Raw genomic sequence first — 20,725 nt, 5'->3', positions numbered from 1 at the left:
TTCGCGCGAGTCGTGGTTGCTTGAGGTCACAGGCCGCCCCCGATTCCGAGCCCCGTAGCCAAGAGCCAAAGCCCAAGGCCTGGAACCAAGGTCTAAACCGGCGCGTGGCGTTTATATGGTGCGGACAGCCGCTTTCATCCAACCGACCTCGCATCTTGTCACGCGCGCGCGGCTCGCCAATGGTGAGCTGACAATCTTCCGGGGTAGCGCCTCGCCGAGTTCGCCACCCTGATGCCAATCGTTTGATGCTGTCGCCCAGTGCCAGTGCCGCCTCGCTGCACTGGGCTACTCAGTTCAGAGGGAGCCCGTGCCATGGATATCCAGCAGTTCTTCAGCGCCCTGTGGGATGACTACGTCGCCATGACGCCCCAGGCCCAAAAGATCCAGGATGCCTTCATCGCTGACGGCGAGACCATCGTCAACGACCACGTCGCCTTTCGCACCTTCGATCGCGGGCCCATCACCCTGAGCGCGCTGGAGCCTCACCTGCTGGCGCTGGGCTATACCCGCTTCGCACCCTATGATTTCCGCGAGAAGAAACTGCGCGCCTTCGGCTATCTACCGCCATCTTCCGACATGCCGCGCGTCTTCCTCTCCGAGCTGAAATGCCACGAGCTGTCCGAGCGCGCCCAGGCGATCATCGATGGCCTGGTCAGCCAGATCTCGCCGGATGCCGTCACCCAGCCCTCCGTGCTGTGGTCGGGCCGCCTGTGGAAAGCGCCCAGCTTCGAGCAGTATCAGCGTCTGATGGAAGAGAGCGAATATGCCGCCTGGCTGTCGATCATCGGCCTGCGCGCCAACCACTTCACCATCAGCGTCAACGCGCTCAGCCATCACGACACGCTCGACAAGGTGCTGACGCGTGTCGAGGCGCTTGGCCTTGGCATCAATCCGGCCGGAGGACGCATCAAGGGCTCGCCCGAGGTGCTGCTGGAGCAGGCCTCCACCCTTGCCGACCGCCAGACCTTCACCTTCGCCGGTGGCGAGGAGCATGAAATCTCCACCTGCTACTACGAATTCGCGCGCCGCTATCCCGACGCCAATGGCGAGCTGTATCAGGGCTTCGTGGCGGCCAGCGCCGACAAGATCTTCGAATCCACCAATGTTCGCCAGGAGCCGACTGCCTCGTGATTGCCGACTGGCTAGACCTGACACTCGAAGGCCACGCCAGCGCACGTGGCATGGGCCGTATTCCCGGCGGCCGCTATGAGATCGTCGCGTCCGGCGTGCTGGAGATCACCCCCGACGTCATGGGGCCCAAGGCGCGCCCGTGCGTGATCTCCGCTGGCATCCACGGCAACGAGACCGCCCCCATCGAACTGCTCGGTGAACTGATCGCAGGCCTGGAGAGCGGTCATCTGATCATCGGGGCTCCACTGCTGCTGATTCTGGGCAACCTGCCCGCCATCCGCAGTGGCGAGCGCTTCATCACCACCAATCTCAATCGGCTGTTCAAGCGCGCCGAGGCAAGCGTCACAGGCAACGACTGCCCGTCGGATGATGAGCCGGCGCGCGCGCGTCAGCTGATGGCGGCCGTGGACACCTTCTATGCTCGCTTCCCGCTGACCGAGGGCACGCGCCGTCTGCACTACGACATGCACACCGCCATCCGCGACAGCCTCTATCCGCGCTTCGCGGTGGTGCCCTTCAGTGATGGCGATGCCATCAGCGCAGCGCAGTGGCCGATATTGAGCGCCGCCGGCATCCAGGCCGTGCTGCACCAGCATCAGCACAGCTGGACCTTCTCGCACTATTCGCGCCACTACCATGATGCCGACGCCTTCACGCTGGAGCTCGGCCAGGTACGCCCGTTCGGCGCCAACGACATGGCGGCGCTCGCACCGATGAAAGCCCTGCTCGCGGCACTGGCGACCGGCACGGCGCCCGCCGAAGCGGACCCGGAGGCCATCGACTACTTCATGGTGGAAGTGGAATTGATGCGTCAGTCAGCCGACTTCACGCTGTGCTTCAGCGAGGATGTCGCCAACTTCACCGCCTTCGCCCCCGGCAGCGTGGTGGCCGAAGACGCCGCTGCTGGCCCCTGCATCATCGGCGATACGCCACTTCGGGTGGTCTTCCCCAACGCGAAGGTGGAGATAGGCGCCCGCGCCGCCCTGCTGCTGGCCGAGAGTTCGACACCGACAGACTGAGTCCCCAGACACTGAACAACAAGCGCCGGCGTTCTGCCCGCCCACTCCCCGCAGGGCGCAGCACGACGGCGCGATTGCACTGATGAAAGCCTTGACTACAACGACAACAGGCGACCTTGATCATGAAGACTCCTCCCCCACTGCCGGACGGCATCCACGTGCGTCCTTGCACGCTCCACCAAAGTCGTAACATTCCTCCACGCCAGATAGCGGTGAACCCTGCGTTGAGCTGGTAGAATCGGCCCCCTTTCCCGTCCACGACATGCAAGCACAGGCATTCTTGGCCTGTTGTAGACGGTCACTGGCAGCGAGAACGACGATCAATCGGACTGATCGTGAGGAACTGGCCATGCCCCTGACGGCATTCTCCGCCACTCCTCCCGTGCCACGCCTTGCCGCCTCACCACGTCTGCGTCGCGCAAGTCAGCGAGTGGCAGCGAAGGCAGTGCCAGGCAGCCGTGCCATGTCGGCAACGAACCTGTATCCCGAGCCCGACCGCCCCGCGGCGGACTCGTGGCGTGTCATTGCCCCCAGGGCTGGCAACGTCCGGATTGGAGTAACTGCATGACCATGAGATCTTCCGTGGCCGAGAGCCCGAGCAGCGACGCGCTGCCTCTCGAGGTCCGCAACATCACCAAGTCCTTCGGCACCAATCAGGTGCTCAAGGGCTTGTCGCTGCAAGCACACAAGGGAGATGTCATCACCCTGATCGGTGCGTCCGGTTCCGGCAAGAGCACCTTTCTGCGCTGCATGAACCTGCTGGAGCAGCCGGACGGTGGCGACATCTTCGTGCATGGCGAGCAGATCGGCTTCAAGGAAAGCCGCCGTGGCCGTGAACCGATGAACTGGCGTCAGGTCGAGCGCATGCGCGCGCGCCTGTCGATGGTCTTCCAGGGCTTCAATCTGTGGTCGCACATGACGCTGCTGGAAAATGTCATCGAGGCGCCGATCCACGTGCTCGGCAAGCCGAAGAAGGAAGCCATCGCCCACGCACGCAGCCTGCTGGACCGCGTCGGCCTTCTCGAGCGCGCCGACTACTATCCGGCGCAGATGTCCGGTGGCCAGCAGCAGCGCGGCGCCATCGCACGCGCGCTGGCGATGGAGCCGGAGGTGATGCTGTTCGACGAGCCGACCTCGGCCCTCGACCCGGAACTGGTCGGTGACGTGCTCAAGGTCATGCGTGACCTGGCCGAGGAAGGCCGCACCATGGTGGTGGTGACCCACGAGATGAGCTTCGCGCGGGATGTCTCGAGCCAGGTGGTCTACCTGCACCAGGGACTGGTCGAGGAGGCTGGCAAGCCGGAAGACGTGCTGGGCAATCCCCAGTCGGAGCGCCTCAAGCAGTTCCTGGCGCCCAAGTACTGAGAAAGCGCCCTGATCAGCAGCCCTGATCACCAGTACTGTTGAATATCTCTTGGCCCATCGCTGAGCCAACCGCTCGGCCTGTGGCAGATCCGGCACGGTGATCCCGTGACCGGCACATGATTCAGCACCGCGAGCGCCACGCCAATGGCAAGCCTCGAGGTGTCCAAGACTTCAGGAATGACAAGCAATGAAACAGTTCGCGACACGTGCCCTGCTGGGTCTCACCCTCGGTCTCTCCAGCTTCGCCATTGCCACCAGCGCCGCCCAGGCGGCCGATGTGCCGGACCCGCTGCGCCTGGGCATCGACGTGCCCTACGCGCCCTTCGGCTACAAGCTGCCCAGCGGTGAGCTGACCGGCTTCGAGATCGAACTGGGCAACGCCATCTGCGCCCAGCTCGCCACTCACTGCGAATGGACCGAGCAGGACTTCGACGGCATCATCCCGGGCCTGATGGCGCGCAAGTACGACGTCATCATGTCGGCGCTGACCATCAATCCGGAGCGTGAGCGTCAGGTGCTGTTCTCCGAGCCCTACTTCACGCCGCCGTCCGGCTGGTTCGTCAAGGCGGATAGCCCGCTGGCCGGCGCGAACAACCTCGATGCAGAGGCCCTCAAGGGCAAGGTGATCGGTGTCCAGCGCGGCAACCTGCAGGATCACTACGTCACCGACCTCTACGGCCGCAAGGCAGAAGTGCGCCGCTACACCAAGCTCGATGACCTGGTGCTGGACATGGACAGCGGCCGCGTCGATGTCGCCTTCCTGGACCTGCCGGTCGGTCAGGACACCCTGGTCAACGCCAATGATGGCAACTTCGTCAACACCGGCAGCGCCATCAGCGAGCCGAAGAAATACTTCGGCGACGGCTTCGGCATCGCCATGAAGAAGCGCGACCGCGAGCTCAAGAAGGCCATCGATGGTGCCCTGGAAGCGCTCAAGGCCGATGGCACGCTCAAGCGTCTCAACGACAAGTACTTCGCCAGCGCCGCCACCGCGTCCGACAACCACCAGTAAGCCGCTGAACGGGTTATTCGGCGCTTCACGGGAGATTTCCCATGATTGACCTACAAGGCTACGGGCCCAGCCTGCTGGAAGGTGCCTGGGTCACGGTGCAGCTGGCCGTGCTGGCCCAGCTGCTGGCCATCGCGCTGGGGTTATTGACGGCGACGGCCAAGATGTCGCGCTCCACACCTCTGCGCTGGCTCGCGACGCTCTACACCACCATCATCCGCGGCGTTCCGGACATCGTGCTGATGCTGCTGCTGTTCTTCGGTGGCCAGATCGGCATCAACATGGTCACCGACTGGCTGTACGACAGCTACGACATCGACGTCTTCGTCAATGTCGATGAGTTCACTGCCGGCGTCGTCACCATCGGCTTCATCTTCGGTGCCTACATGGGCGAAACCTTCCGCGGCGCCTTCATGGCGGTGGATGCCGGTCAGATCGAAGCCGGGCGTGCCTATGGCATGAACGACTGGAAGGTCTTCAAGCGCATTCGCTTCCCGCTGATGATGCGCCACGCCCTGCCGGGGCTGGGCAACAACTGGATGGTACTGCTCAAGACCACCGCCCTGGTGTCGGTGATCGGGCTGGTCGACATGGTGCGTGTCGCCAGTGAGGCCGCCAAGGCGACCCACGAGCCCTTCACCTTTCTGTTGCCGGTCGCAGCGGGCTATCTGCTGATCGCCACCGTGTCCGAGTGGGGACTGGCACGTCTCAAGAAGCGCTATAACGCCGGATTCGGGGAGGCTAGCGCATGGAACAACTGAATGAGGCAGGCTCCTCAGGCATCATCGCCCAGCTGGGCCGGATGCTCGAGGATGCGCTGAGCGACAACTACATCTTCACCGCGACCACTCTCTGGCACTATTGGGAAGGGCTGGTCACCACCGTACAGCTGGTGTGTCTGGCGCTGCTCATCGGCCTGATACTGGCCGTACCGCTGGCGATCATGCGCGGTTCGCGCCGTCGCTGGGTGAAGATGCCGGTCTATCTCTACACCTATGTCTTCCGTGGCACGCCGCTGCTGATCCAGCTCTATCTGATCTACTACGGCGTAGTGTTCTTCGACGGCTTCGACATCTCGCTGGGCGTGACCAGCGTGCATGTGCCCAGTATCCAGGAGACCTGGCTATGGGATTACTTCCGTGATCCCTTCGTGCCGGCGTTGCTGGCCTTCGTGCTCAATACCGCAGCCTACACCACCGAGATCTTCCACGGTGCCATCCAGTCGACCCCCAAGGGCGAGATGGAAGCCGCCCGCGCCTACGGCATGTCACGCGGCAAGATGATGCGTCGCATCATTCTGCCCAGTGCCTTCCGTCGGGCACTGCCGGCCTACGGCAATGAAGTCATCTTCATGCTGCATGCCAGTGCCATCTGCAGTGTGGTGACGCTGCTGGACCTCACCGGCGCCGCACGCGACATCTACGCGCGCTTCTATGCGCCCTTCGAGGCCTTCCTGTTCGTCGCCGCCATCTACCTGTGTCTGACCTTCACCATCATTGCCATATTCCGGCAATTGGAGAAACGCCTGCTGGCACACTTGAAACCATTAAGCTGAACGTCAAAAGCGCCCTTTGGAGGGCGCTTTTTTCATATCAGGATATAACGGCAGGAATTCATCTCGTTTAACGACCGTTTGAATTAGTCCATTGACCCTCTTCACCACAGCCTCGGTCTGGGCTAGTGTGGAGCCACTGGCATGACACACCCCCTTATGTTCCCGACTCAGACGACTGGTGTTCAGGAGGGAGTGTCTGATGCCACTGATCAGCCAGTATGACCAACAACAATGATGGATGGGACTGACATGAAGAAGCTTCTGGGAATCTCCCTGCTGGGTGCAGCATTGATGGCCGGTGGCGCTCAGGCGGCCGAATCGCTGCGCATCGGCGTCGACGTGCCCTACGAGCCGATGGAGTACAAGACACCCGACGGTGAGCTGACCGGTTTCGATATCGAACTGGGCAATGCCATCTGCGCGAAGATCAACCGCGACTGCGAGTGGGTCATCCAGGCGTGGGACGGCATCATTCCCGGCCTGATGGCGCGCAAGTACGACGCCATCATGTCCTCGATGACCATCAATGAGGAACGCCGCGAGAAGGTGCTGTTCTCCGACACCTACATCACTCCGCCCTCCGCCTGGTTCGCCCCGTCCGACAGCGAGCTGAGCGCCACCTCCACCGAGGCCCTGGCCGGCAAGGCCATCGGCGTGCAGCGCGGTACCCTGCAGGACAACTACGTCACTGATCTCTATGGCAAGAATGCCGAGGTCAAACGCTACACCACCGCCGATGACCTGGTGCTGGACATGGACGCGGGTCGCCTCGATATCGCCTTCCTCGATTTCCCGGTAGGCAAGTCCACCCTGATCGACGGCGGCAACGGCAACTACAAGGCCGTGGGTGAAGTGGTCACCGAGCCCAAGAAGTACTTCGGCGACGGCTTCGGTATCGCCATGCGCAAGCGTGACAAGGACCTGGCCGAGCAGATCAACGGTGCCCTGGCCGAACTGAAGGCCGATGGCACCTACGACACCATCCATACCAAGTACTTCGGCGAGAAGCAGTAAGTTCGACTCAAGCGGCATGCCAGCCATGCCGTGATGTCTGCGCCATGAGATGAGCGGCAATAGACACAAGTGACATGTTCGACAACAAACCCCGTTGGCATCTGCCGCGGGGTTTTTGCGTTGAGGCAGTGTTCAGTGACATTCAGCCACCTGTCTTGTGACAACCCTGTCACGACCTGAACAGGGCCAATCGCTCAAGCGCATCACGTGGAAACCATGCCATCTACACAATTGGTGCAATTTCAGCATCAAAGCAGTGTGTCTGATGGGACTTATCGATAATGCGCAGTCTCTCTAGGATGCCGTGCAACTCCTTCTGCAACGGTAGATTCCCATGTCGAGACTGAACTCACGTCCGGCGCGCCTTTCTCGTATCGCTTCTTCCCTGCTGCTGACCCTCGGCGGCCTGCTGACGCTCAGCGCCTGCAGTGAAGGCAGTGGTGAAGCGAACGACAGCGCGCAACAGGCGCCCCCCACGATGGAAGTCGTCGCTGCCATCTCGCAGCCGGTGGCGGCCTGGCACACCTATACCACGCGCCTGGAATCTCCCCAGCGCGTACAACTGCGCCCACGCGTGAGCGGCGAAGTCGAAGAAGTGCTGTTCACCGAAGGTAGCCAGGTGACCGCCGGCACGCCGCTGATACGTCTTGATCAGCGCCCCTTCAAGGCTGAGGTCGAGCGACTGGAAGCCGATGTCGCTCGCTTCAAGGCCGAACTGGCCAACGCGCGCAGCGAGTCCGGTCGTGCCGCCAGCCTGGTCAAGCGCCACCTGATCTCCCGCGAGGAGGCCGATTCGCGCAGCACCAATGCCACCGGTCTGAGCGCTCAGCTCAAGGGTGCCATCGCTCAGCTGGAGCGTGCACGCCTGGATCTGGACTACGCCACCATCCGTGCCCCGATCGACGGCCGCCTGTCCAATGCGCGTATCACGCGTGGCAACACGGTACAGGCGGGGGAAAGCGTGTTGACCACTCTGGTCGAGACCCGTCAGCTGGACGCCTATATCGACATCAGCGAGCTGACCTGGAACAAGGACTTCGCGCATGTCAGCGCCGAGGACCATCTGCCGGTGGAACTGCAGCTGGCCGGACAGGAAGACTTCCCCTTCCAGGGTGAGCTCGACTTCATCGACAACAGTGTCGACATCGATACCGGCACCCTGCGCATCGGCACCACCTTCAATGCCGATGATCCCGCTCTGCGTCCGGGTGCCTTCGCGCGCCTGCGTATCGCCTCACCCGAGATCCGTGATGCCGTACTGATTCCGGAACGCGCCATCGGCACCGATCTGGATCGTCAGTTCGTGCTGGTGGTCGGTGAGGACAACACCCTCGCCTACCGTGGCATCAGCACAGGTCCGCGCTTCGGCACGCTGCGCGCCGTGACCGATGGCCTGGCCGCCGGTGACCGCGTGCTGGCGGCTGGCCCCGCCAAGGCAGGCCCAGGCATGCCGATCAGCCCCAAGCTGGTCGACATCGAGGATGACGGTGCCCTCAAGTCACTGGCGGCGCGTGTCTCCCGCCTGCAGGGGCAGCAAGCTGCCCGCCAGTTGAACCAGGACAACGACCAGAAGGCCGCGACTCTCGCCGAGGCTGACCGTCAGGCAGCCGGAGGCCGTTCGTGAACATCTCCGGTTTCTTCATCAAGCGCCCGGTCTTCGCCGCGGTGCTGTCGATCCTGATCGTCATCGGCGGCTTGCTGTCGCTGTTCAAGCTGCCCATCTCCGAGTATCCCGAAGTCGTGCCACCCACCGTGGTAGTGCGCGCCAACTATCCGGGCGCCAACCCGGAGGTCATCGGCTCCACCGTGGCCACGCCGCTGGAACAGGAAATCACCGGCGTCGAAGGCATGCTGTACATGGATTCCCAGGCGACCTCCGATGGCAATCTGACCCTGACCGCGACCTTCGCGCTGGGCACCGATCTGGACAAGGCCCAGGTCCAGGTGCAGAACCGCGTGGCTCGCGCCACGCCGCGTCTGCCGCAGGAAGTGCAGCAACTCGGCATCACCACCGAGAAGGCCTCGCCCAATCTGACGATGGTGGTCCACCTGACATCCCCGGACGGCCGCTATGACCAGCTATGGCTGTCCAACTATGCGCGCCTGAACCTCAAGGACAATATTGCCCGTCTCGAGGGGGTCGGCGACGTGCAGCTGTTCGGTGCCGGCGAGTACTCGATGCGCGTGTGGCTCGACCCGGACGCCGTGGCGGCGCGAGGCCTGTCTGCCGGTGACGTGATCAGTGCGCTGCGTGCGCAGAACCAGCAGGTCGCCGCCGGCTCCATCGGTGCTCAGCCCTCGCCTGACGACAACCAGTTCCAGCGTCTTCTCAATGTTCGTGGCCGTCTGGAAAGCACCGAGGAATTCGAGAACATCGTCATCCGTATCGATGAAGACGGCCGTCTGACACGCTTGAAGGATGTCGCGCGTGTCGAACTGGGCGCCGACAGCTATTCGCTGCGCGCGCAGCTGGATGGCAAGGATGCCGTGGCGATGCCGATCTTCCAGCGTCCCGGTTCGAATGCCATCGCACTGTCGGATTCCGTACGTGAGCGCATGAGCGAGATGTCCGACGCCTTCCCGGATGGCGTCAGCTACGACATCGTCTATGACCCGACGGTCTTCGTGCGTGGCTCCATCGAGGCGGTCATCGACACCCTGTTCGAGGCCATCCTGCTGGTGGTGATCGTGGTGATCCTGTTCCTGCAGACCTGGCGTGCCTCGATCATTCCATTGATCGCGGTGCCGGTCTCGCTGATCGGAACGTTTGCGGTCATGCAGATGATGGGCGTGTCGATCAATACGCTGTCACTGTTCGGACTGGTGCTCGCCATCGGTATCGTCGTCGATGACGCCATCGTGGTGGTGGAGAATGTCGAGCGCAACATCGAGCTGGGCCACTCGCCCATCGAGGCCACCCAGATCGCCATGCGCGAGGTGACCGGCCCGATCATCGCCATCGCGCTGGTGCTGACGGCGGTATTCGTGCCGACTGCCTTCATCAGCGGCCTGAGCGGCCAGTTCTACAAGCAGTTCGCGCTGACCATCACCATCTCGACGCTCATCTCGGCCTTCAACTCGCTGACGCTGTCACCGGCGCTCTCCGCCCTGCTGCTCAAGCCGCATGGCAGCAAGCCGGACTGGCTGACCCGCGTCATCGACGGCCTGTTCGGTCGCTGGCTGTTCGCGCCGTTCAACCGTGCCTTCAATGCGATGGCCAACGGCTATACCGGCCTGATCAAGAAACTGCTGCGCTTCGGTGTCATCGTCGGCGTTATCTATCTGGCCCTGCTCGGCGCCACCGGCAAGCTGTTCGACAGCGTGCCCGGCGGCTTCATCCCGGGGCAGGACAAGCAGTATCTGGTCGCGATGGTTCAGCTGCCGGACGCCGCCAGTCTCGACCGTACCTCCGAGGTCATCGACGAGATGCAGGCACTGGCGCTGGACACACCGGGCGTGGCGCACACCGTGGCCTTCCCGGGGCTTTCCGTGAACGGCTTCGTCAATGCCTCCAACTCCGGCATCCTGTTCACACCGCTGGATGACTTCAAGGATCGTCAGTCGCCCGAGCTTTCCGGTCAGGCGATCGCCGCCGAGCTCAATCGCAAGTTCGCCGGCATCGACGAGGCCTTCGTCGCCGTCTTCCCGCCACCGCCGATTCTGGGCCTGGGCACCACGGGTGGCTTCAAGTTGCAGCTGCAGGACCGCGGCAACAAGGGCTTCGATGAGCTGTTCGCCGCCGTACAGACCATCACCGCCAAGGGCAACGCCGATCCGCGCCTGAGCAGTGTCTACTCCAGCTTCCGCATCCAGGTGCCGCAGTACGACATCGATCTGGATCGCGAGCAGGCGATGATCATGGGCGTGCCGGTGGAACGTGCCTTCGAAACCCTGCAGGTCTATATGGGCTCGCTGTACGTCAATGACTTCAACCGCTTCGGGCGTACCTATCAGGTACGCGCCCAGGCCGAGCAGTCGGCGCGTCTCGACCCGGATGACATCCGCAACCTCAAGGTGCGCAGCGACAACGGCCGCATGATTCCGCTGGGCAGCTTCGTCAAGGTGACACCGACCACCGGCCCGGACCGCGTGATGCACTACAACACCTTCGTCAGTGCCGACATCAACGGCTCACCGGCGCCGGGTATCTCCAGTGATCAGGCCAAGGCCGCCATCGAGGAAGTGCTGGCCGACAACCTGCCACAGGGCATCGGCTACGAGTGGACGGAGGTGACCTACCAGCAGGTGCTGGCCGGCAACACCATGATCTACATCTTCCCGCTGGTGGTGCTGTTGGTATTCCTGGTGCTGGCCGCCCAGTACGAGAGCTGGTCGCTGCCGCTGGCGATCATCCTGATCGTGCCGATGACGCTGCTGTCGGCGCTGGCCGGCGTGTGGCTGACGGGGGGCGACAACAACATCTTCACGCGGATCGGCTTGATCGTGCTCGTGGCGCTGGCGTGCAAGAACGCTATCCTGCTGGTCGAGTTCGCTCGTGAGCAGCAGCATGAAGGTCAGAGCCGCCTGGATGCCGTGCTGACAGCCTGTCGCCTGCGTCTGCGTCCCATCCTGATGACATCGGTGGCCTTCACCGCCGGCGTGGTGCCACTGGTACTTGCCACCGGTGCCGGCAGCGAGATGCGTCAGGCGATGGGCGTGGCGGTGTTCTCCGGGATGATCGGCGTCACCGTGTTCGGCCTGCTGCTGACACCGCTGTTCTATGTCGGTATCCGCCGCCTGGTCGAGAAACGTGAATCGCATCAGGACACTGGGACGTCGGACAGCGATGGCGAGTCAGGCCAGCATACCCACTGAGCCATTCACTGATACGACCACTCTGTCGAGAGATCGAGGACAGGCGAACGCCACGGGGCGTCGCGGATTCAGTAACCACTGAAGCATTGACTCCCCGTTGGCAACACTGCCATTCCGTTCGTGGCATGTTTACTGCTCACGACTCTCGGCATAATGCCCATCAATATCTACCCACTCGGGAGCAGGTGCCATGTACGCCGATACCTTCAATGATCTGGCCCTCGAGGCCGAACTCGAAAACTTCGCGCACCGCTGGTTCTCCATGCTCAACCGCATGGCGCCTGCCATCGAACTGGCGGAGCTGCTGGGCGAGGAAGCTTCCATCCAGCTGCTGGATGAAACCCTGACCGGCAGCGAGTACCTGGCCAACTGGGAGCAGCGTCGCAGCGAGCTGCTGGTCAATGGCCATGCACTCGGTTGGGTGCGTGCGCAGCGCAACAGCCTCGACAGCGCCACCCTGCGCATGGGCGGAGAGCACCGTGCCGCCATGCGCGATGGCAGCGTGTTGCACACGCACTTCGACGCCGAGTGGGTGCTCGACCTGAGCTGGGGCGAGCCGCGTATCCAGAGCATCAAGCTGCTGGATATGCGTACGCTGTAACGCGATAGGCAGACAGCAAAAGGCCCCGTCACTTGATGGTGACGGGGCCTTTTGCTGTCTGGGAGCCTGTTTCCAGCGCACATGACTTCTTTCAGTTTCAGCCTCTGAGTCTCATTCCCTCTGTCTAAGACCCTCTGTCTCAGTCTCTGAGCTTCAGCATCGCTGGCGTGTCGATGTCGTGATGGATACCGGCATCACCGACTGCCACCTCACGCAGCGCCTCGCGATGTCGCGCGATCACCTCACGCGCGCCCTCGCCGCCCTCAAGTGTCGCAAGCTCTGCCCACAGCGTCCGCCCGAACAGCACCGGATGCCCGGGCCTGCTGTCCTCGCCTTCAAGCCTCGGTCGCACGATGTGCACGCCATCTGCTTGGGCCTGCAGGGCATGAAAGGTCTGCGGCGTGATCTGCGCCATGTCCGCCAGCCAGACTGCCGCCACCTGCACATGCGCCAATGCCGCTTCACCACTGAGCTGACGGAAGGCATCGCCAAGACTCCCGCCGAGTCCGTTGCCCGCCTGCAGCGCATGCCAGATTCGCCCGGCATGCTCACGCGCGAACGCCTCTCCCAGCAATGCGGCGGGATCATCGTCCTCACGCAGCAGCAGACGCCAGTCCACCTCACAGCACATGACCCGCGACAGCGTCGCCATCAGCAGTGTCTGGCCATTTCCCAGACGCGCCTGACGCTTGTCACTGCCGAAGCGGCGACTCTGCCCTGCGGCCATGACCAGGATGATCGACTCATTCATGGGCGGCCTCCCTGACTGTCTCCTGAGCGGCTTCACAGGCTCTCGCGAGCGCGGCCACGGCGGATACGCACGATATCGGCCATCACCGCCAGCGCGATCTCGGCCGGTGTCTTGCTGCCCAGCTTCAGCCCGATCGGCATCACGATGCGCGCAATCTCCTCGTCACTGAGACCACCGCTGCGTGCCAGCCGCTCGGCGCGCGCCGTTGAGGTACGCAGCGAACCCATCACCCCGATATAGAACGCGGGCTGGCGTACCGCCTCGATCATCGCCAGATCATCGATACGCGGGTCGTGGGTCAGCGCGACCACGGCGGTGGCGGCATGACAGCCGCCGGCGGCGATGAAGCGTGACGGCAACTCACGGCGCAGGCTGACGCCCTCGAGCGGCGCCTTGCGAGCATCCCAGTCGGCCAGCACTTCCTCGCGTGGCTCACAGATGATCACCTCGAAGCCGAGGCTGACGGCGAAAGCTGCGCAGGCTTCCGCTACCGGCGATAGGCCCGCCAGCAGCAGACGCGCCACCGGCCCGACCCGCAGCTGATAGCCGTAGGCCTCACCCATGTGGCCCTTGAGAGGCTCGACCCGCTCCCCCAGCCCGCTGTCGCACTCAAGCCTACGCGCGCCATCCCCCTCCAGCATCACCTGTCGCAGACGCGGCGTCTGGCCCTCGAGTGCCGCGCGCAGGGCCTCGAGGTGCGCGATGTCCGCGTCACAGGCGGTGAAGCGCTCGACCAGTACGTCCAGGATACCGCCGCAGGGCAAGGCGATCCCTGCGCCCTGATGGCCGCCCTCGCCATAGCGGATCACCTGGGCGGGCGCGGTGAATTCCCCGTCAGCCAGGCGCGCCAGAAAGTCCTCCTCGACACAGCCGCCGGACAGCGAACCACGATGTTGCCCATCAGCGCGCGCCACCAGCCAGGTGCCCGGCTCACGCGGCGAGGAGCCGAAGGTGGCCAGCACCGTGCACAGCCAGATCGGACGCGCAGATGGCTCGCCATCTGCGGGTGCCAGCCAGTCGATCGCCTGATGGATCACTTCAAGATCAAGGTGTTGCATCAACAATCTCTCATATCAGAAGCCTGCGCACGCTCTGAAGACACGAAACCCGCCACCCGGGCATGCCGGAATGGCGGGTATCAGAGGCATTCACTGGAGAAGGTCAGGCCTCGCTGAGCGCGGCCTTGAGCGCCGCCGGACGCATCGGCAGGTCACGCAGGCGCACGCCGACCGCATGCTGAATGGCGTTGGCGATCGCCGGTGCGACCACCGTGGTGCCCGGCTCGCCGAGGCCGACCGGCATTTCGGTGCTGTCGACGAATTCGAGATCCATCTGCGGCACCTGATGCATGCGCAACGGCTGGTAGGCACCCAGATTCTGCGCCACCGGACCGCCCTCGCGGTATTCGGTGCCTTCGTGCAGCGCCATCGAGACGCCCCACAGGAGCGAGCCTTCCAGCTGCGCCATGGCGCCATCCGGATGCGCCAGCGTACCGGCATCCACCACGCTGGTCAGCTTCTCGAGCTTGACCTCGCCGGTGGCGCGATCGACCTTGACCTGCGCCACACAGGCCACCCAGGTCGGCATGCTACGTTCCTGACCGAAGCTCAATGCCACGCCCATGCCGGTGTCTGCCGGCAGACTGTCGCGCTCGCTCCAGCCGGACTTCTCCATCACTCGCTTGAGCACGTTGCGCAGACGCTCGGCACCGCCGGTGCTGACCGGCGCCTTGCCGGCATTGCGGCCTTCGGCATCCAGCAGCGCGAGACGGAATTCGGCCGGGTCCTGATCGGCCGCCAGCGCCAGCTCATCGATATGCTGTTCGACCGCCCACAGCGTCCAGCCAGGTGCGACGGAGCGCAGGTAGCCGGGCACGAAGGCCTCGTGGGCGACCTTGTTCTGCTGCGCCCAGACACGCTGGGTGCCGACGTTGTACCAGTGATCCGCGCCGCTGATGGAGAAGGAATCCAGCTTGCCGCCACCTTCGATGGCTTCTGCCATGAAGGCCGGCATCAGGGCTGCCGTCGGCCAACCGGCGGCGGCGGCGTGCTCGGAGGCCACCACGCGACCCTCGGCATCGAGACCAGAACGCAGACGCTGCACCGAGGGCGAACGCACGCAATCGAAGCGGCTGTCATCGGGGCGCGTGAAGATCATCTTCACTGGACGCCCCACGGCCTTGGCCGCCAGCGCCGCCGGCACGGCGTAGTCACCATGCAGACGACGCCCGAAACCACCGCCCAGATACAGCTGGTGATGGGTGACCTTGCCTTCCTCGAGCTCCAGCGCCTTGGTGACCAGCGAGGTCAGCAGGGACTGCTGCTGATTGCCGCAGTGGATGTGCCAGTGGCCATCCTCTTCGTAGGCCAGCGCATTGGCCGGCTCCAGCGTGAAGTGCAGCACGCTTGAGGTGGTGAAGGTGGATTCCACCGTGGTGGCGGCATTCTCGAGCAGCGGCGCAGGGTCGCCCTGATCCACCAGCAACGAGCCATTGTCACGGCTCGGCGAGCTGACCAGACGCTGGCCCTCGGCCTGGATCGCCATCTCGTCGACCTGATAGCTGTCGCCCTTGCTCCACTCGACCTTGAGCAGATCAGTGGCACGCATCGCCGCCGAGAAATTGTCGGCGATGACCGCAAGCCAGCCCTGGCAGATGCCGGACGGGTCCTTGAGCTCGATGGTCTGGCGATAGCCGATGACCTTGCGGGCCTCGCTGTCATCGACGGCGGTGACCTTGCAGCCGAAGCGGCTCGGCGGCATCACCGGACGCGCATGCAATGTCTTGCCGACACGCGCCTCGATCTCTGCCGGCAGGGTGTAATCGATGCCGTAGACGGCCTGACCGTTGGTCTTGGGCGGCACGTCCAGCGCGTTGCCTCTGGTGCCCAACACGCGACGCTCGGAGGCCGGCTTGAGCTCGATGGCCGCAAGCTCCTCCTCGGAGAAGCTGCGCTCCAGCCCCGCCGCGACGATCTCGCCATAGCCCAGCGACTGATCGCCACTGATGACGCGCCCCTTGCGCGCCTTGCAGCTCTCGGCCGCCACGCCCATCTGCTGAGCACCCGCCTCGATCAGCGCGATACGTCCCGCCGCACCGGCCTGTGACAGCGGCTGGTAACTCTGGTGAACCGACCAGCTGCCGCCGGTGATCATGTAGCCCCACTTGGGAGCGCTGTCGACGTAATCGACCTTGACGCTGTCCCAGTCGGCCTCAAGCTCCTCGACCACCAGACGCGCGAGGCTGGTGGCGACGTGCTGGCCCATCTCGGACTTGGTGATATGCACGGTGACGGTGCCATCAGTGGCGATGGCGTACCACATGGTCGGCTCGAAGGCGCCGGCGGACAGCGTCTCGCTGGCCGAACCCTTGCCGTCTGACCCGGCGGCCAGCGCCGCGCCGGACACGCCGAAGGCCAGCATGGTGGAACCCGCCACACTGCCGATCAGGAAGCCACGCCGCGTGATGCCGCCGCGGCTCGAGGAAGTCTTGTGCGCGGCAGCAAGCTCGCGCTGATGCGCGGCCAGCTTGTCATCAAACCTTGCCATGAGACGTCTCCTCGACAGCAGAATGGGACGCGGTGCCAGCCATGGCACGCGGGTCGAAGGTGCCGACGCCGGCAGTCGCGGCCGTGGCGTCGGTCTGCTGACCGCTCACCTGACTGGTGGCACGCTCATTGGCGATGGTGGCGGCACGCTTCACCGCACGATGGATACGCACGTAGGCCATGCAGCGACACAGGTTGCCGGCCATGGCGGCGGTGACCTGCTCATCGGTGGGGTCGGGCGTGTTCTTGAGGAAGTCGGCGGCCTGCATGATCTGGCCGGACTGGCAGTAACCGCACTGCGGTACCTGCTCCTCGACCCAGGCCTGCTGCAGCGGGTGATCATCGTTCTCGGCCAGCCCCTCGATGGTGACGATGTCACCACCTTCGGCGGCCAGCACCGGCAGGACACAGGTACGCGCCGCTGTGCCGTTCAGGTGCACGGTACAGGCGCCGCACTGGGCGATGCCGCAACCAAACTTGGTGCCTGTCAGACCCAGGTGCTCTCGCAGCACCCATAACAGCGGGGTTTGCGGATCGACCTCGAGACTGACGGCCTTGCCGTTCAGAGTGAAGTTGGCCAAGGGGCTTCTCCTCAGGAGCATGAAGCAGGGGGCAGGGTTCGGACAACGCGTGCAGGGAGTCGTGGCCAGCCAAGGCGTCAGCTGACTGACGTGGCGTTGGTTCGGCGTCAGGGACCGACCCCGGGCCTTGAGGCCTGGCACGATTCGAATCGGTGAATTCTACAGGTCACGATCAGGCATTATGGTGCCAAGAAGGAAACAGTGTGATGTCACTGAGCTCATCCTGACCATGCAGATACTGGCTTGAATGCCACACAGTATAGCGTTTCACGCCTTGTCATCGGCAGATGTTTGCATGACATCGGTCCGCCCAGGGACAGGGACGGTAGCGGTCGAGGACGATGGCAACGCCCCAGCGCGAGGGCTCCCGCGAAAGCATATGACTGGCTGGTATGGATGAGAGTGTCGCAGACGCGTCTGACAGCGGCGTTTCCGGCATCTGTACTTTTATGAGAATAAAGTGAAATGTAGCGAGAGTCCTAATGTAGCGAGAGTCCTCATGCAGGACGTCCCGCCCATGGCCAGCACCGGGGGCAGGAACAGCAAGAACAACGACAATAACGATTGCCAGCATGAGGATCTGACATGCAACTGAACTGGAAGGCAACGATCGCGTTGGCAGCGCTGATACTCGCCATCAACACCGGGGCGCGCCAGGCGATGGGCTTCATGCTGCCACCGATGGCCAGCGAACTCACCTGGGGCATGGGAAGTCTGTCATTCGCGCTTGCCATCCAGAATCTGGTCTTCGGCCTGGCCGCGCCCATCGCCAGCAAGCTGTCGGATCGCTTCGGCACCCTCAGCGTCTTTCTGGTCGGCAGTCTGTGTTACGCGGTCGGCATGGGCGTCACCGCCCTCTGGCCGACCCCGACGGTGTGGATGCTGGGCGCGGGCGTACTGGCCGGCATCGGCATCGGGGCGACCACCTTCCCGCTGGTGCTGGCTGCCGTCACTCGCGTGGTCCCCCTCCAGCATCGTGGCATCGGGCTGGGCATCGCCTCGGCCGGCGGCTCCTTCGGGCAGCTGATCTACTCGGTCGCGACTCCGATGCTGGTGCTGATCGACTGGAAGATCGCCATGCTGGCGCTTGGCGCCAGCTGTCTGCTGCTGATTCCCATGGCCCTGCCGTTGCTGCGTCGCCCGTCGGCCGGCAGTGAGACACAGGCGGAGGATGTCCCGAGCCAGGGCCCGCTTCTGCAGGACCGGCGCTTTCTGGCGCTGGCCGGCGGCTTCTTCGTCTGCGGCGTGCATGTCGCCTTCATCGCCACCCATCTGCCCAATTTCGTGGTCGCCTGCGGGCTGCCCTTGAACGTGGCCGGCAATACGCTGGCGATCATCGGCGCGCTCAATATCGCCGGCACCATCCTGTTCGGGGCCTGGGGCGGCCGCCGCCACCCGCCGCAGCTTCTGATACTGATCTACGTGTGTCGCGCTGCGCTGGTGATGGCGATGGTGGTCATTCCCCCCAGCAGCGCCCTACTGTATGTCTTCGGTGCGATCATGGGTGTGCTGTGGCTATCGACGGTACCGCTGACCAGCCAGGCCGTCGCGCTCTACTTCGGCCAGAAACGTCAGGCCTTCGTGTTCGGCATGGTGCTGGCCGCCCACCAGGTCGGTGCCTTCCTGGGAGCCTGGGGCGGTGGTGTGGTCTATCAGCTGACCGGCAGCTACGACCTGTTGTGGATCGCCAGCGCTATCTTCGGCCTGCTGGCCGCGCTCGTGCACTGGCCGGTGCGCCGCGAGCCCAAGCGCAGGGTGCAGCCACAGCTGGCTTGAGTGGCGCCACGGCTTCCACTTATCAAGCCTCAGACCTCTGATCACACCTTCACAACGACACAGCCCCACCGGCGAGACCGATGGGGCTGTGTCGTTCATGGCGTCAGCGGGGGCGATCAGCGCTGGAAGGCGTAGACATTGCCGACCTTCAACAGCCGCGTCAGCTCATCCAGTGCCACCAAGGTTTCCTCGGCCAGCTGCGGATCGGCAAGGTCTGCCGGCGTCAGGCTGTCACGGTAGTGACGCTTGACCCAGGCACCCAGCTCGGCATGCAGCGTATCGCTCATCATCACGCGCCCGGACAGCGCGGCGCGCTCGGCGTCGCTGAGTACCACGCGCAGACGCAGACAGGCTGGGCCACCGCCATTGCGCATGCTCTGCTTCACGTCCTTGACCAGCACTTCGCCGATCGGGTTCGGGCCGGCCAGAATCGCATTCTGCAGCGCGTTCCACACCGCCTCGTTCTCCTGACACTCGCCCGGCACCACCAGCGTCATGCTGCCATCGTCGTTGGAGAGCAGCTGCGAATTGAACAGATAGGACGACACGGCATCCTCGAGACTGACGGCTTCCAACGGCACGCGGATCGGGATCAGCGGCGTGGACAGTTTGGCGCGAAGCTCGTCGAGCACCGCCTCCTCATTGCGGAAGGCCAGCTCGTGATAGAACAGCACCGGGCCATTGCCCACCGCGATGACGTCGTTGTGGAAGACACCGGCATCGATGGCCTCCGGATGCTGCTGGGCGAACACCACCTGGTCTTCGCTCAGACCATGCTGACGCGCGACGGCCTGACTGGCTTCCAGCGTCTGACGCGCCGGATAGCGACGCGGTTCGACGCCATCACCGCCGAAGGCCTGGCGGCCGTAGACGTAGAGATGCACGCCAGGTCCGCCGTGGCCATCGCACAGCCGCGTATGGTTGGCGGCGCCCTCATCGGAGAAGGCCGGCGTCGCGGGCAGCGCGGGGTGATGCGCGAAGTGGCCATCGTCGGCGAAGATGGCACCCAGGATGCGCCCGGTGGTCGCGGGTTCCAGGTAGCGGTGGAAGCTGGACTGCAGGTTGGCCGGCGTGAAGTGCACACGGCCATCACCACTGTCGCGTGACGGCGTGACGGTGGCGGCGTTGGCGGTCCACATGCTGGAGGCGGAACACACCGCGCGCAGAAGCTGCGGGGCCTGCTCGCTGGCCGCCTTCAACACCTGGGCGTTGCTGCCGGTGAAGCCGAGGTCACGCAGTGCCCCAAGGTCCGGGCGCTGCTGCGGCAGCAGAATCCCCTGTGCATACCCCAGGTCCGCCAGCGACTTCATCTTGTCGAGGCCCTGCAGCGCGGCTTCGCGCGGGTTGGAGGCCAGCCCGCCGTGGCGCATCGAGGCCACGTTGCCATGCGCCAGACCGGCGTAGTTGTGGGTCGGGCCGACCAGGCCATCGAAATTGATCTCTTGATACGAAGTATCGGACATGAAGGTCTCCTGCCACGACGCCTTGCCAGCTCAGCAAACAGGCACGGCGGGCGTCGTGGTCAACAATGGGTAAGCGGCAGCGGTGCCCGAATGGACGGCC

At 64.0% G+C, this 20,725-nt stretch carries 16 protein-coding genes; 11 read left to right on the top strand and 5 right to left on the bottom strand.

Annotated features, from left to right (window positions below):
• Nucleotides 1–312 precede the first annotated feature (312 nt).
• The 10 genes from QQF40_RS13580 (at nucleotide 313) to QQF40_RS13535 (ending at nucleotide 12,509) form a co-directional block, all read left to right on the top strand.
• The gene (locus QQF40_RS13580) at nucleotides 313–1,131 is read left to right on the top strand and encodes a DUF1338 domain-containing protein (protein WP_285461645.1); all 819 of its coding nucleotides are present in this window, start codon (nucleotides 313–315) and stop codon (nucleotides 1,129–1,131) included.
• Complete coding sequence (locus QQF40_RS13575) at nucleotides 1,128–2,150, top strand: succinylglutamate desuccinylase (RefSeq protein ID WP_285461644.1); 1,023 nt, start codon at nucleotides 1,128–1,130, stop codon at nucleotides 2,148–2,150. The genes QQF40_RS13580 and QQF40_RS13575 overlap by 4 nt, the downstream gene beginning before the upstream one ends.
• Nucleotides 2,151–2,720: 570 nt before the next feature.
• Nucleotides 2,721–3,515: an ABC transporter ATP-binding protein gene (locus tag QQF40_RS13570; protein ID WP_175089314.1), complete on the top strand. Its 795-nt coding sequence runs from the start codon at nucleotides 2,721–2,723 to the stop codon at nucleotides 3,513–3,515.
• A 187-nt stretch (nucleotides 3,516–3,702) separates the two neighbouring features.
• Nucleotides 3,703–4,527, top strand: coding sequence for a transporter substrate-binding domain-containing protein (locus QQF40_RS13565; RefSeq protein WP_285461643.1), 825 nt, complete (start codon nucleotides 3,703–3,705; stop codon nucleotides 4,525–4,527).
• Nucleotides 4,528–4,568: 41 nt separating this feature from the next.
• Nucleotides 4,569–5,285, top strand: coding sequence for an ABC transporter permease (locus QQF40_RS13560; RefSeq protein ID WP_043334396.1), 717 nt, complete (start codon nucleotides 4,569–4,571; stop codon nucleotides 5,283–5,285).
• A 41-nt stretch (nucleotides 5,286–5,326) separates the two neighbouring features.
• Nucleotides 5,327–6,079: an ABC transporter permease gene (locus QQF40_RS13555; protein WP_225348169.1), complete on the top strand. Its 753-nt coding sequence runs from the start codon at nucleotides 5,327–5,329 to the stop codon at nucleotides 6,077–6,079.
• Nucleotides 6,080–6,328: 249 nt separating this feature from the next.
• Nucleotides 6,329–7,093 (top strand): transporter substrate-binding domain-containing protein, encoded by a 765-nt coding sequence (locus QQF40_RS13550; RefSeq protein ID WP_175089228.1) that lies wholly within the window; start codon nucleotides 6,329–6,331, stop codon nucleotides 7,091–7,093.
• A 334-nt stretch (nucleotides 7,094–7,427) separates the two neighbouring features.
• Nucleotides 7,428–8,717 (top strand): efflux RND transporter periplasmic adaptor subunit, encoded by a 1,290-nt coding sequence (locus tag QQF40_RS13545; protein ID WP_285461642.1) that lies wholly within the window; start codon nucleotides 7,428–7,430, stop codon nucleotides 8,715–8,717.
• Nucleotides 8,714–11,908: an efflux RND transporter permease subunit gene (locus tag QQF40_RS13540; protein WP_175089226.1), complete on the top strand. Its 3,195-nt coding sequence runs from the start codon at nucleotides 8,714–8,716 to the stop codon at nucleotides 11,906–11,908. Before QQF40_RS13545 ends, QQF40_RS13540 begins: the two co-directional genes overlap by 4 nt.
• Before the next feature lie 190 nt (nucleotides 11,909–12,098).
• The gene (locus tag QQF40_RS13535) at nucleotides 12,099–12,509 is read left to right on the top strand and encodes a hypothetical protein (RefSeq protein ID WP_054555691.1); all 411 of its coding nucleotides are present in this window, start codon (nucleotides 12,099–12,101) and stop codon (nucleotides 12,507–12,509) included.
• Nucleotides 12,510–12,648: 139 nt separating this feature from the next.
• Here the strand turns inward: QQF40_RS13535 and QQF40_RS13530 are convergent, their stop codons facing one another.
• The 4 genes from QQF40_RS13530 to QQF40_RS13515 all read right to left on the bottom strand — a co-directional run bounded on the left by QQF40_RS13530 (nucleotide 12,649) and on the right by QQF40_RS13515 (nucleotide 17,386).
• A complete protein-coding gene (locus tag QQF40_RS13530; protein WP_285461641.1) occupies nucleotides 12,649–13,260 on the bottom strand; it encodes a nucleotidyltransferase family protein in 612 nt (203 codons plus the stop codon).
• Between the two features lie 32 nt (nucleotides 13,261–13,292).
• Nucleotides 13,293–14,318 (bottom strand): XdhC family protein, encoded by a 1,026-nt coding sequence (locus QQF40_RS13525; protein WP_285461640.1) that lies wholly within the window; start codon nucleotides 14,316–14,318, stop codon nucleotides 13,293–13,295.
• Between the two features lie 103 nt (nucleotides 14,319–14,421).
• A complete protein-coding gene (locus QQF40_RS13520) occupies nucleotides 14,422–16,806 on the bottom strand; it encodes a xanthine dehydrogenase family protein molybdopterin-binding subunit (protein ID WP_285461639.1) in 2,385 nt (794 codons plus the stop codon).
• Nucleotides 16,793–17,386 carry a (2Fe-2S)-binding protein gene (locus QQF40_RS13515; protein WP_502871436.1) on the bottom strand — a complete coding sequence of 198 codons (594 nt, stop codon included), beginning with the start codon at nucleotides 17,384–17,386 and terminating at the stop codon, nucleotides 16,793–16,795. Before QQF40_RS13515 ends, QQF40_RS13520 begins: the two co-directional genes overlap by 14 nt.
• A gap of 585 nt (nucleotides 17,387–17,971) precedes the next feature.
• Between QQF40_RS13515 and QQF40_RS13510 the strand changes: the two genes are divergently transcribed.
• A complete protein-coding gene (locus QQF40_RS13510; protein WP_175089220.1) occupies nucleotides 17,972–19,162 on the top strand; it encodes an MFS transporter in 1,191 nt (396 codons plus the stop codon).
• A gap of 116 nt (nucleotides 19,163–19,278) precedes the next feature.
• Here QQF40_RS13510 and astB read toward each other — a convergent pair whose 3' ends face one another.
• Nucleotides 19,279–20,625: an N-succinylarginine dihydrolase gene (gene astB, locus QQF40_RS13505; protein ID WP_285461638.1), complete on the bottom strand. Its 1,347-nt coding sequence runs from the start codon at nucleotides 20,623–20,625 to the stop codon at nucleotides 19,279–19,281.
• Nucleotides 20,626–20,725: the final 100 nt, after the last annotated feature.

Source organism: Cobetia sp. LC6, assembly GCF_030264805.1.
Lineage (GTDB): Bacteria > Pseudomonadota > Gammaproteobacteria > Pseudomonadales > Halomonadaceae > Cobetia.
This window is presented reverse-complemented; position numbering and strand designations above follow the sequence as displayed.